At 61.2% G+C, this 12,576-nt stretch carries 13 protein-coding genes; 9 read left to right on the forward strand and 4 right to left on the reverse strand.

The features are described 5' to 3' along the window. Window positions 1-9: 9 nt before the first annotated feature. The 3 genes from V6M90_RS26965 to V6M90_RS26975 form a co-directional block, all read right to left on the reverse strand. Window positions 10-768: a GntR family transcriptional regulator gene (locus V6M90_RS26965; RefSeq protein ID WP_332847419.1), complete on the reverse strand. Its 759-nt coding sequence runs from the start codon at window positions 766-768 to the stop codon at window positions 10-12. Window positions 769-1,029: 261 nt separating this feature from the next. Next, window positions 1,030-1,533: a L,D-transpeptidase family protein gene (locus tag V6M90_RS26970; protein ID WP_332847420.1), complete on the reverse strand. Its 504-nt coding sequence runs from the start codon at window positions 1,531-1,533 to the stop codon at window positions 1,030-1,032. A 37-nt stretch (window positions 1,534-1,570) separates the two neighbouring features. Beyond that, window positions 1,571-2,119, reverse strand: a complete 549-nt coding sequence (locus V6M90_RS26975) for an NUDIX hydrolase (RefSeq protein WP_042945240.1) — start codon at window positions 2,117-2,119, stop codon at window positions 1,571-1,573. A gap of 146 nt (window positions 2,120-2,265) precedes the next feature. Here V6M90_RS26975 and V6M90_RS26980 point away from each other — a divergent pair, with 146 nt between their 5' ends. From V6M90_RS26980 to purT, 9 genes are all read left to right on the forward strand, one after another. Beyond that, window positions 2,266-2,868, forward strand: coding sequence for a CoA pyrophosphatase (locus V6M90_RS26980; RefSeq protein ID WP_003175915.1), 603 nt, complete (start codon window positions 2,266-2,268; stop codon window positions 2,866-2,868). Window positions 2,869-2,901: 33 nt separating this feature from the next. Further along, entirely contained in the window at window positions 2,902-3,426 is a 525-nt protein-coding gene (locus V6M90_RS26985; protein WP_141063378.1) for a gamma carbonic anhydrase family protein, read from the forward strand. Beyond that, window positions 3,423-3,638 carry a DUF1289 domain-containing protein gene (locus tag V6M90_RS26990; RefSeq protein ID WP_042945238.1) on the forward strand — a complete coding sequence of 72 codons (216 nt, stop codon included), beginning with the start codon at window positions 3,423-3,425 and terminating at the stop codon, window positions 3,636-3,638. The genes V6M90_RS26985 and V6M90_RS26990 overlap by 4 nt, the downstream gene beginning before the upstream one ends. A gap of 407 nt (window positions 3,639-4,045) precedes the next feature. Then, window positions 4,046-4,537, forward strand: a complete 492-nt coding sequence (locus V6M90_RS26995) for a CS1 type fimbrial major subunit (RefSeq protein WP_078825948.1) — start codon at window positions 4,046-4,048, stop codon at window positions 4,535-4,537. 123 nt (window positions 4,538-4,660) lie between these two features. After that, complete coding sequence (locus V6M90_RS27000) at window positions 4,661-7,180, forward strand: CS1-pili formation C-terminal domain-containing protein (RefSeq protein WP_332847421.1); 2,520 nt, start codon at window positions 4,661-4,663, stop codon at window positions 7,178-7,180. A 23-nt stretch (window positions 7,181-7,203) separates the two neighbouring features. Then, on the forward strand, window positions 7,204-7,947 hold the full coding sequence (locus tag V6M90_RS27005; RefSeq protein WP_141063376.1) for a molecular chaperone: 744 nt from the start codon (window positions 7,204-7,206) through the stop codon (window positions 7,945-7,947). Window positions 7,948-7,995: 48 nt separating this feature from the next. Then, complete coding sequence (locus tag V6M90_RS27010) at window positions 7,996-8,472, forward strand: CS1 type fimbrial major subunit (RefSeq protein ID WP_141063375.1); 477 nt, start codon at window positions 7,996-7,998, stop codon at window positions 8,470-8,472. A gap of 31 nt (window positions 8,473-8,503) precedes the next feature. Beyond that, window positions 8,504-9,796 (forward strand): hypothetical protein, encoded by a 1,293-nt coding sequence (locus V6M90_RS27015; RefSeq protein ID WP_332847422.1) that lies wholly within the window; start codon window positions 8,504-8,506, stop codon window positions 9,794-9,796. Window positions 9,797-9,892: 96 nt separating this feature from the next. Continuing rightward, entirely contained in the window at window positions 9,893-11,074 is a 1,182-nt protein-coding gene (gene purT, locus V6M90_RS27020; protein ID WP_332847423.1) for a formate-dependent phosphoribosylglycinamide formyltransferase, read from the forward strand. A 133-nt stretch (window positions 11,075-11,207) separates the two neighbouring features. Here the strand turns inward: purT and V6M90_RS27025 are convergent, their stop codons facing one another. Then, the gene (locus V6M90_RS27025) at window positions 11,208-12,518 is read right to left on the reverse strand and encodes an MFS transporter (RefSeq protein ID WP_141063373.1); all 1,311 of its coding nucleotides are present in this window, start codon (window positions 12,516-12,518) and stop codon (window positions 11,208-11,210) included. Between the last annotated feature and the right edge of the window lie 58 nt (window positions 12,519-12,576).

The raw sequence follows: 12,576 nt of genomic DNA on the forward strand, positions 1-12,576 counted from the left end.
GGCAGTTCCCTAGGGCCGCAACTCGGCGGCAAAGTCGTACCGGCGCAGCTCTGCGACAAAGTCGTAGTAGTCGTTGCGGCAGTAGGTGTCGGTGATTTCAATCGGCGTGTTGTCGACGGTGTAGCCCACGCGGGTCATCAGCAGCATGGCGGTGCCGGGGGCGATGCCCACCAGGGCGGCGAACTCGTCCGAGGCGTTGATCGCTTGCACATGCTGCAGGGCGCGGACGATGGGCTTGCCGATGCTTTCGAAGTATTCGTACAGCGAGCTGCCCAGCGCCTGCGGCTGTGGCAGCACCGATGCGGGCACGGCGGTCATCTCGATGGCCATGACCGTGTCGTCGGCTTTGCGCAGACGCTTGAGGCGCGCCACTTTGTCGGTTGGGGACAGGGCCAGGCGGATCAGTTCTTCATGGGTGGGCGGGGTAATGTCGCGCTCCAGCCATTGCGAGCCTGGCACGAAGCCTTTGAGGCGCAACATTTCGCTGAACCCCGACAGGCGTGACAGCGGTTGTTCCAGGCGTGGCGTTATAAAGGTGCCGGAACCCTGGCTGCGGCGGATCAGGCCCTGGGTAAACAACACTTCCAGGGCTTTACGGGCGGTCACCCGGGAAATGCTCAACTGCTCGCTGAGCGCGCGCTCGGACGGCAGCGCCTGTTCGGACGTCCACTGGCCGGCATGGATCGCGGCTTCGAGTTTGCGCGCCAATTGCAGGTACAGCGGCGTGGATTGTTTATCGTCGGGGCGCAGGGCCAGGATGGGATTCATCTGTCAGGTTTCCGATGCGTTATTGGAGTGTTGTCGCCCGGTAATGGCCGAAAATTAATACCACTTAAATACCATGTCAATGCAGCCAAAACGGTGCATTCAAGGGTTTAAAGGCTTCGTAATGGGGCCTGGTATCAAGTGGTATTAGAGAGGTCTTTATGGCGCGCAGAACGGCGCAGCCTCGCGCGGTGAACTGGTATTCACCGGCGGGAGGGGGCGGGGCAGGAAATATTTTTGAATTAATTTACGAAAGGTCGGGGTTTACGGGCGAATCTCGATCAGGGTGCCGTCCTTGACCAGGTTCCAGACTTCGCGCATGTCGACGTTGCGCATACCGATGCAGCCGTCGGTCCAGTCCAGGGTGTGGAACCACTGCTCCGGGTAGTCTTCGGTGTCGGGGGTGCCGTGGATCATGATCATGCTGCCGGGCTTGACGCCTTCGCGGCGCGCGCGCGCGGCGTCGCTGATATTCGGGTAGGAGATGTGCATGGCCAGGTTGAAGCGGTCGCTGGTCTTGCGCCAGTCGATCCAATAGAGACCTTCCGGGGTACGACGGTCGCCTTCGATCAGCTTGTGGCCCTTGGGGTTCTTGCCCAGGGAAATACGGTAGGTCTTGAACGGCTTGCCGTCATTGATCAACTGCAATTGGTGGGCGGATTTAAGCACCAGGACTTTCTCGACCGTTTTACCGTCCAGGGTTTGCGGGGTGGAGGCCGGTGACAGCGTGGCGAACGACAGGCAGATCAGAGCAAGCAACCAACGCATTGAAACGGTATCCCTTTAAAGGCCATCTGCCGGGAGGTTAGAGGGCGGGCTTGCCCATCGGCGGCACAGCCTCGCTGCGCACCGGGTACGATTGTTGCCGGCGGTCAGCGAAAAAGCATTCTAAAGTACGTCCCACCGTGCGGAAAGCCAGCTCGGACCAGGGGATGTCGGCTTCGTCGAACAGCTGTACTTCAAGGCTTTCGATACCGGCGGCGAAATCCAGGTCGACCAGCTCGGCACGGTAGAAAATGTGCACCTGGTTGATGTGCGGCACGTCGATCAGGGTGTAGATGTTGAGGTTGCGCACACGGGCGCAGGCTTCTTCCAGAGTTTCGCGCAGGGCCGCCTGTTCGACGGTCTCGCCGTTCTCCATGAAGCCCGCGGGCAGGGTCCAGTAACCCAGGCGTGGCTCGATGGCGCGTCGGCACAGCAGCACTTTGTCGCCCCACACCGGCAGGGTACCGGCAACGATATTGGGGTTTTGATAATGGATGGTCGAGCAGTGATCACAGACGAAGCGCAGGCGGCCGTCGCCTTCGGGAATGCGTTGAATGACCGGTTTACCGCACTGGCTGCAGAAGTTCATGCTGGGGTTCCTGGAAAGTGCGTCTATCTTGGCGTGGCGGGCAGGGCGCTGCAAGTTGTCGTTTAGCGACACCGCCGGGGTTTTGGGGTTGGGCGCCCGCGCGCTTTGGTGCATGATGCAAGGTAGCCAACAGACCGAGATGACTCATGCTGGACGAGCTACTTCGCCGGGTAAGCAACCACACCCCCCACACACTGGAAACCGACGGGCGCTTCCCCGAGGCCGCGGTGCTGGTGCCGATTACCCGCAGTGACGAACCTGAGCTGATACTGACCCTGCGCGCCAGCGGCCTGTCGACCCACGGTGGCGAAGTGGCCTTTCCCGGCGGACGCCGCGACCCCGAAGACCCGGACCTGGTGTTCACCGCCCTGCGTGAAGCCGAAGAAGAAATCGGCCTGCCGCCGGGGCTGGTCGAGGTGATCGGCCCGTTGAGCCCGCTGATTTCCCTGCACGGTATTCGGGTCACGCCGTATGTGGGCGTTATTCCAGATTACGTCGAATACCTGGCCAACGACGCCGAAATCGCCGCAGTCTTCAGCGTGCCTTTGGATTTTTTCCGACAGGACCCACGCGAACACACCCACAGAATCGATTACCAGGGCCGCAGTTGGTACGTGCCCAGCTATCGGTTCGGCGAGTACAAGATCTGGGGGCTGACGGCGATCATGATCGTCGAGCTGATCAACCTGCTGTATGACGACGCCAAGATCAGCCTGCACCAGCCGCCCAAGAGCTTCGTCAATCGCTAAGCCATCGATTAAATGCCAGCCTGAGGACACACCATGAAATACCGCCTGGGCGACGCCCGTGTTGAGACTCACCCCCACAGCTGGGTGGCACCCAATGCCACGCTGGTGGGCAAGGTCAAGCTGGAGGAGGGCGCCAACGTCTGGTTCAACGCGGTGTTGCGGGGCGACAACGAACTGATCCTGATCGGCAGGAACAGCAACGTGCAGGACGGCAGCGTGATGCACACCGACATGGGCTACCCGCTGACCCTCGGCACCGGCGTGACCGTCGGCCATAACGCCATGCTGCACGGTTGCACCGTTGGCGACTACAGCCTGATCGGCATCAACGCGGTAGTGCTCAACGGCGCGAAGATCGGCAAGCATTGCATCATCGGCGCCAACTCGCTGATCGGTGAAGGCAAGGAGATTCCCGATGGTTCGCTGGTCATCGGCTCGCCGGGCAAGGTGGTGCGCGAACTGACCGAAGCCCAGAAGCAGATGCTTGAAGCCAGTGCCGCGCATTATGTGCATAACGCCCAACGGTATGCCCGTGACCTGGCCGAGCAGCCGGCATGAACCGTCCCGAACGCCCCGTCGCCTCGCCATGCGTGAGCATTTGCGCACTGGATGACGACGACCTGTGCATCGGCTGCCAGCGCACGGCGGCGGAGATTACGCGCTGGGGGCGCATGGACAATGCCGAGCGGCGCCAGGTGCTGGTGCTGTGCCATGAGCGCGCCAGGGCCGGCGGCCTGCTGTTTATGGCCGACGCCAAGCCGGGTGCTTGAAACCCGGCGACGAATTCCTTGAATGACTTGCAACTAACCGGTCGTCGGTTAGTTGGTTTTGATTGACTGCTAATTTAGTGCTATTGCACTAAATTGGTAGTGTTTGATGCTTCTGTTTGCTCTAGCGCGGCAGGAGCAATCATATTGTTTTGATTTTATAGAAAATGTAGTCCGCTTCTTACAGCTGCATTTAGATATTGTTCGAAATCGCGGTTTTTTCATATTGTGTCGACGGCTAGTTAACTACGAGTGACACAGAAGCCTCCTGCTTACTTTCTGTTGTTTTCAATTAATACTCTTCCGGCGTCGAACTTTCGGTCTGACAACAGCGGGTTAACCGTTCTGTCATGCGAAAGGGCCGTCTCCTATGGATGTTAATTAATCTCAACTGAAATGCAGGTACCTACATGTTCAAGAAAATCGCAATCGCCGCGCCATTGGCCTTCCTGGCGTTGAACTCTTCCCTGGCTTTCGCGGCAGGCGAAGGGCGTGCGTCCATCAACCTGGTGGCCACCGTGCCGGCCACCACGTTTCACGTTCAACCGGTCGATCCGGACCTGATCGTCAAGGACCAGGTACTCAACTACAACCCCGCCAACGGTGACCTGAGCAACCTGCGTGCGCAGTTCGACACCCGTCACACCGCCGGTCGAATCGATGCCAGCCTGGAGTCCGCCGCCGTGCTGTACAACGGTTCGGCGTCGGTTCCGCTGGGCGTGACCTTCAACGGCGTCACCCTGACCGTGGGGACCGCCAAGCCGGTGGTCACCAAGGAAGAAGCCAGTGCCGGTCGTCGCGTCGACATGGTGATCACACCGACCAAGCCCGGCAGCGGCTATGAGCCGGGCAACTACACCGGCCAAGTGCACATGGTCTTCGATGCTGTTGTCGAGGCGTGAAGCCGGTTCTAACTCTTTGAGTGGTTAACTCACTCATTGAGTCATCTTGCCGCCTGGCAGGTGAGCGATCTCCTGTCAGGCGGATTCTGAATCGCTGGCCATTGTAATAAGAGTACTCCGTTCATGTTTCCGATGACTCCCGTCGCGGCGGCGCTTGCGCTCTTTATGTGCGCAAGTGCGTTGGCCGCTCCTGCTCCCGATACAACAGTGCGAAGTCTTTTGGCTCAAGCGGAAGGTTTGCCCTCGGACTTTGAAGAGCATTTCTTCGACGTGCCACTGGCGGTTCGGGTGGACTTGGATGGGCAGCTTCTTGGCGAGGCGATGATTGTATTGTCTCGCGATGACCAATTGACCTTGCTGGACTTTACCGACAGCGGCGACAGCCAGTTCACCCCGGCCGAGCGTGATGTATGGACCACTTATCTACAGCAAGGTATAACGCTCGGCGCCTGCCAGGGCCGTTGCCCACAGCAGATGCTGGCCGTGCATTACAACCTGGAAAGCTCGGTGGTATCGATCCTCACCGAAAATGCCGAACGCGACACCGAAGCCAAGCGCTATTACGACCAACCTGAAGGCGGCAGTACCGGCCTGATCATTCGCAACCAGTTGAACCTCAACGGTGGCAAGGACCAGGACCTGGGTGGGCGTTACGGCCTGGAAACCAGCAGCAGCCTGGGCAACTGGACCCAGAGCCTGAACATGCAACTGGCGCGCATGGGCGGGCCGGATGACAAGCTTTACCACGCGGTACACGAACTCTACTCACAGCGTGAACTGGCCGGCCGCTTCCTGCGCATGGGCTACTTCATGCCCAGCTCCGAAGGCTTGAGCCGCCAACCGCGCGCGTTCGGCGCCAGTCCCGACACGGCGGTGGGCGTGATGTACGGCAGCTCCGACAGCCTGGCCATCCACAGTGCCAAGCCCAGTGTCTACCCGATCTACGTCACCGCCAACCGGCAAGGTTCGGTGGAGATCTACCGCAACGGCTTGCTGATCAATACGCAGCCGGTCGAAGCCGGCTTGCGCACCCTCGACACGCGGCCGTTGCCGGGCGGTATCTACGAAGTGGAAGTGCGCCTGATCGAGGACGGGCAAATCACCTCCACCACCGAAGAGCTGGTGTACAAACCGAGCAACTGGCGTAACGCGGACGAGCGCTGGCGCTACAACCTGTTCGCCGGGCAGGAAAGCAAACTGTTGAGCAACTGGGATGAGCAGTCGTCGGGCAAGGTCGCCGCCGGCGCCGCGCTCAACTACCTGCTGCACCCGCGAGTGATTCTCGGCGTCTCGGCGCGCCAGGTGCGCGAGATGCTGCAATACGGCACCTCCATCGACTGGACCGTGGCCAATAACGTCAACGTCTTCGCCAACGTCTACAAAACCGAAGACCACGGCACCGGTCTCGACCTGCAAACCATGTACAACTACGGTTCCGGCAGCATTTTCGCCACCCACACGCGCAGTTGGCTGGACACCACCAACACCTACGAAACCTTGCCGGACGGCACGCGGGTTCGTCAGCGCAATGTGTTTATCGGCCAGACCAGCAACTCATCGCTGTCGGTCAACCATCGCCTGGACAGCAGGAACACTCTCAATGCGCGGGTTTCCCACAGTACCGGCAACACCGAAGGCGTGGCACTGGACCTGGGGTGGACGCAGCGTACGTCGCTGTTCGGCAACGACGGCAACTGGCGTTTTTCGGTGTTTGATCGTCCCGGCAGCTACAGCAGCGGCGATGCACGCAATCGCGGGCTCGACCTGACCGTCAGCCTGGCCCTGGGCAGTGCCGGCGAGCAGCTCTCCGGCAGCGTCGGTACGCGCACCTCGCGCGATGGCGGGCGCGACAACAACGCCTCGCTCACCTATCGCAAAGACTTGCAGGGCCATGTGCTGCAAAGCGTCTCGGCCACGGCGATCACCGACACCTATGGCGTGGGCATGTCGGGGCTGGCCAACTTCAGCAGCGACCATATCAACGGCGATGCGTTTATCCAGCGCTCTTCCTACAACGGCAACCTCACCGGTGGCCTGAACCTGGACAGCACCGTGGCCTTCAGTGGCGAAAAACTGGTGATAACCAGTCAGCATCAGGGGGCCGGCGCTGGAATGATCGTCGATGTGGAATCGGACCTGGATGACATCGCCCTGCGCGCCGACGACCTGAGCGGCGGCAGCGCGCACCTGCGGGTGGGGCGCAACTTCATCCCGATCACGGCGTACAAGAACAGCACGGTGAATTTCGACTTTGAAGGCAACGACGTGCCCTCCGCGAGCATTCAGCCGGCGCGTGCCAGCTATCACCTGAACAAGGGCGGCGTGGAGTACCGCAAGATCACCGTGAGCAAGACCGTAACCGTGCTCGGCCGCCTGGTCGACGCCCAAGGCCGTCCGCTGCGCGGGCACCACGTGATCAACCACGCCAGCCGTGGCGTGAGCGAAGCGGACGGGTTCTTCTCGATGGAAATGAATGCCGGCTCGCCGACCCTCGAAGTGCGCTCCAAGAACCAGTTGTTGTGCCAGTTCCGCCTGGACCCGGACAACGCACGCCGCGAGAACGACGTGCTGATGATCGGCGACCTGCGCTGTACCCCAGACACCTTGGCCGATACGGCCACCCAGCCGGCGATCGCCGGTTAAGCATAAGTAGAGGTTGAAAAGTGATGAAACGCTGGTGGGCTGTTCTCGGTTTTTCGTTGTGCTCCAGTGCCGCCCTGGCCGGGCCGCAGATCAACGTCGGGGTGGTGTACGACTACCTGGAGGGCGATAAAAGTACCTATTTGAAACGTGTGTTCAACGGTGGCGACAGCACGGCTTTCGTCAAGGTGAACATCTTCGAGATCCTCTATGACGCCGACGGCAGCCACCGGGAAATACCGCTGCAGTCGCAGCCCGACATGGCCGCCCGCGACGGCCTGATGGCCAGCCCCGCGCGGTTGATCGTGCCGGCCAACGGCGTGCAGGGCACGCGCTTGTTGTACATGGGCGAGCGTGACAAGGAGCGCTACTTCCGCGTGCGCTTCATCCCGGTGGTGCCGGAGAAGGACGATGAATTCGCCATCACCCCCGAAGAGCGCGAAGCGTACAAAAAGGACCTGTCGGCCGGGGTCAACATCCTGGCCGGCTACGGCACCGTGTTTTTCGTGCGGCCCAAGGATTCGCGCTACGACAGTGTGGTCAACGACACGCCGACCCACTACAGCCTGCGCAACAACGGCAACACCGTGGTGGTGATCCGTGAATTCAAGGACTGCTCGATCAAGCAGGAAAACGACTGCCAGCCCACCACCAAGCACCACGTGCTGGCGGGGCGCACCTTCAAGTTCGATAAACAGGCCGGGCGCGAATACCGCTTCGATCTGGTCGAGGGCACGCAGACCCAAAAAGTGCGTGTGGTCGGCCAATGAAAACGCTTTCGACCCCAACCCCATCGCGCCCAGGCAAGGATGGAAAACATGCTGCGTAACTCACTCATGGCCGGCCTGTTGGCAATCACCTCGGCGCTGGCCCCCGTGGCCTTGGCCGCGCGCTTTGTCGAGCAGTTCGAAGTATCGGTCACCATTCCGGCCGCCAGCTTTTTTGTGTTGCCGGTAGACCCGCAACTGCTGGCGCGCGAGCAACGCCTGAACTGGAACCTGGCCACCTCGAGGCTCAGCCCGCTGCGCGCCCACTTCGATGTGAAGAACACCAACGGCGCCATTGCCGCGCGCCTGAGCGAGCGGGCCTACCTCTCCAACGGTCGCGACGAGATCGACCTGAACGTGGCGTTCAACAAAGTGGCGCTGTCGCTGGACAGCCAGCCGGTGGTGGACGACGCCCGGGCGGGTGGGCGGGTGATGCTGGAAATTGCCGCGGTGCAGGGGGAGGAGCGCTTCAAGGCCGGGGATTATCACGGCACGGTGCATATGATTTTTGAAGCGATGAGTCCATGAGTGGGCGCCACCCTATCTTCAGGAGATTTTAATGAGAGCAATCACTAAGCGCCGTGGTGATTGGTCCGGACGAGCGCGATGGTATGTGTATGGCCTGTTATGGGTATTCTCTCTGCCGTCGTACGGGGCGTCGGTGGAGGTGACCGCGCGTTTTCGTCCTGATGCAGCCAACCCCATGCTTAATCGGTTTGAAAACACCACGCCAAACCGGGGCACCTGTGCCGAAAACCCCGCGTATTGCAACTCGCTTGGGCTGCAGAGCTTGCTTGCACCTTTGAGCTTTCGGACCCAGGTCCCGATCCGGGCCGGGCACAGTGAGCGTGAAGGTCCGATGGTCAAGGTCCCGGCCAATTGGCGGTCGTTGAACGTGGCTCATGAGCAGACGGGGGAAAGCCGAGAGTTGAAGGTGCGTATCGCAGCGTTCGGCGCTTCCTATCGAACGCCCATCGGCATTGTCGAGATTGTGGGTGGGGGCACTTCCTGGGAGGACATTAATAAAAAACTATGGGGCGGTCGGCTGGCACGATATGCAAGGGCACCTTGTCTGTCGACATCGGTCTGGCACGCGACCTACGGCAATGGTGGATACTTCTTCTGGCAAACGCCGGTCGGAGCCGAAGCGGCTTGTCCTTTGCAATCGGCTTTCGACATTCCAGCCGGTTTTATGTTTGGTGACGGTGGCCTGAACCGATTCAACTTCGGGTATCAGATCGAAACGCCCGACCCTCTCTCCATGTCCTCGGGCATCTATACCGGCAAGATCGCCTATACGGTCGGGCCGAATATGGATTTCGACATGGGCGACTTATTGCTTCCTACCGATTCCTTGCTTGAAATCAATTTTACGCTCACCGTCGAGCACACCCTCAAGGTCGAAATCCCTCCCGGCGGCAATCGCATCCAACTGGAGCCCCAGGGCGGCTGGCAAGCCTGGCTCAACCAGGGCCGTAAACCCGCGCGCCTGTTCCGCGACCAGACCTTTAATCTCTCGGCCAGCTCACGTTTCAAGATGCAGCTCGAATGCGGCACCGGCCAGATCGGCGATACCTGCGCGGTTAAAAACGCCGCCGGCGACCAGGTGCCGTTGGACGTGCTGGTCAGCCTGCCCGCCGGCATGACCAACACCGATGGCGCGGCGGTCAACCGCCTGCCGTTGCGGGTCAGCGGCACGGGCAGCGAGTTGTTTCAACCGTCCTTCTATGTCGACCGCCGGCCGGGCATCTTGCACTTCGAGGTGCAACGCGAAGGCGTGGAGGAGATGCTCAAGCGCGAGGGCGAGACGTGGTCGGGCAGTGTCTCGGTGATCTGGGATTCGGAGGTCTAGGGCGTGCAGCCCGGCGCTGATCAGTGGAGTCGGCACGGCGCGTTCATGTATTATCGCGGCCTTTCTCCCCCTGATCCGCTCCCTTGAGGACTTGAGATGACCCGAATCGGAACTCCACTGTCGCCTACCGCGACCCGCGTCTTGTTGTGTGGCTGCGGCGAGCTGGGCAAGGAAGTGGTAATCGAGCTGCAGCGCCTGGGCGTTGAAGTGATTGCCGTGGATCGCTACGCCAACGCGCCGGCCATGCAGGTGGCGCATCGCAGCCATGTAATCAACATGCTCGACGGCGCCGCCCTGCGTGCGGTGATCGAGGCGGAGAAACCGCATTTCATCGTGCCGGAAATCGAAGCCATCGCCACCGCCACCCTGGTGGAGCTGGAGGCCGAAGGCTTCACGGTGATCCCGACCGCGCGCGCCACCTCGCTGACCATGAACCGCGAGGGCATCCGTCGCCTGGCCGCCGAAGAGCTGGACCTGCCGACCTCGCCGTACCACTTCGCCGATACCTTCGAAGACTACAGCAAGGCCGTGCAGGACCTGGGTTTCCCGTGCGTGGTCAAGCCGGTGATGAGTTCGTCGGGCAAGGGCCAGAGCCTGTTGCGCGGCACTGATGACGTGCAGAAAGCCTGGGATTACGCCCAGGAAGGCGGACGTGCCGGCAAGGGTCGGGTGATCATCGAAGGCTTTATCGATTTCGACTACGAAATCACCTTGTTGACCGTGCGTCACGTCGGCGGCACCACCTTCTGTGCCCCGGTCGGTCACCGTCAGGAAAAAGGCGATTATCAGGAGTCCTGGCAGCCGCAGGCCATGAGCCCGGTGGCCCTGGCCGAATCCGAGCGCGTGGCCAAAGCCGTGACCGAGTCCCTGGGCGGGCGTGGTCTGTTTGGCGTCGAATTGTTCATCAAGGGCGATCAGGTGTGGTTCAGCGAAGTGTCGCCGCGCCCGCATGACACCGGTCTGGTGACCCTGATTTCCCAGGACCTGTCGCAGTTTGCCCTGCACGCGCGCGCGATCCTCGGCCTGCCGATTCCATTGATTCGCCAGTTCGGGCCTTCGGCCTCGGCGGTGATCCTGGTGGAAGGGCAATCGACCCAGACGGCATTCGCCAACCTCGGCGCCGCACTGAGCGAGCCGGATACGGCGTTGCGTCTGTTCGGTAAACCGGAAGTGAACGGTCAGCGCCGCATGGGCGTGGCGCTGGCGCGGGATGAGTCGATTGACGCGGCTCGGGCCAAGGCGACTCGTGCTTCGCAGGCGGTTGTTGTAGAGCTCTAAAAGCATCGGGAGCAAGTCGAATCGTTGGGCCGCCCCTCCCACCTTTGATCGGGTTCACATAATTTGATGTGTGAATACATTCAAAGGTGGGAGGGGCGGTGCGACGATTCGACTTGCCCCCGATTGCGGTCTATCAGGCCACTTTGTTCAAATCATTATCCCGCGTCTCTTTCAGGCACAGCACCGCAATCAAGCTGAGCAACGCCGCCGCCGACACATACCCGCCGACATAACTCAGCCCACCCATCGCCACCAGCTTGGTCGCGAAGAACGGTGCCGCCGATGCGCCGACAATCCCACCCAGGTTATACGCTGCCGAAGCCCCGGTATAACGCACGCGGGTCGGGAACAGTTCCGGCAACAGCGCGCCCATCGGGGCGAAGGTCACCCCCATCAAGAACAGCTCCAGTGCCAGGAACAGCGCCACGGCCCAGGTCGAACCGTGGGTCAGCAGCGGTTCCATGGTGAAGCCCGACAGGATCGCCAGGATCGCGCCGACGATCAGTACCGGCTTGCGTCCATAACGGTCGCTGGCCAACGCGGCGATAGGCGTGGCCAATCCCATGAACAACACGGCAAAGCACAGCAGTGCAAGGAAGGTTTCGCGGCTATAGCCCAGGGTCGATACGCCGTAACTCAGGGAAAACGCCGTGGTGATATAGAACAGCGCATAGCACACCACCATCGACGCGGCGCCCAGCAGCACCGGCAACCAATGCTGGCTGAACAACTCCACCAATGGCACTTTCACCGGTTTTTCCTTGGCCACGGCATTGGCGAACACCGGGGTTTCGTGCAGCTTCAGGCGTGCATACAGGCCGACCATCACCAGTGCGGCGCTGAGGATGAACGGGATACGCCAGCCCCAGCTGCGGAACTGCTCGTCGTTCAGGCTCATGGCCAGGATCAGGAACAGGCCGTTGGCGGCCAGGAAGCCAATCGACGGGCCCAGTTGCGGGAACATGCCGAACCAGGCGCGCTTGCCCTTGGGGGCGTTTTCGGTGGCCAGCAGCGCGGCGCCACCCCATTCGCCGCCAAGGCCCAGGCCCTGGCCAAAGCGCAGCACACACAACAGGATCGGGGCCCAGGCCCCGATGCTGTCATAGCCGGGCAGCAAGCCGATCAGCGTGGTGCACACGCCCATCAACAGCAGCGAAGCCACCAGTGTGGATTTGCGACCGATGCGGTCCCCGAAGTGGCCGAACAACGCCGAGCCCAGCGGCCGGGCGATAAAGGCGATGCCGAAGGTCAGGAACGACGCCAGCATCTGCGCCGTGCCGGAGCTCTGTGGGAAGAACACCGGGCCGATCACCAATGCGGCGGCGGTGGCGTAGATATAAAAGTCATAGAACTCGATGGCGGTGCCGACGATGCTCGCAGTGGCAACCCGTGCGGTCGAGTTGGTCGGCGCGGCGCTCGCGGCCTCGTTGTAGGTGGTGCTCATGGCGGTATCCCTGACGGTCATTGCGCGTTTGGACGCGGATTATTATTGGTCGAACACC

The organism is Pseudomonas lactucae, from assembly GCF_036688725.1.
GTDB lineage: Bacteria > Pseudomonadota > Gammaproteobacteria > Pseudomonadales > Pseudomonadaceae > Aquipseudomonas > Aquipseudomonas lactucae.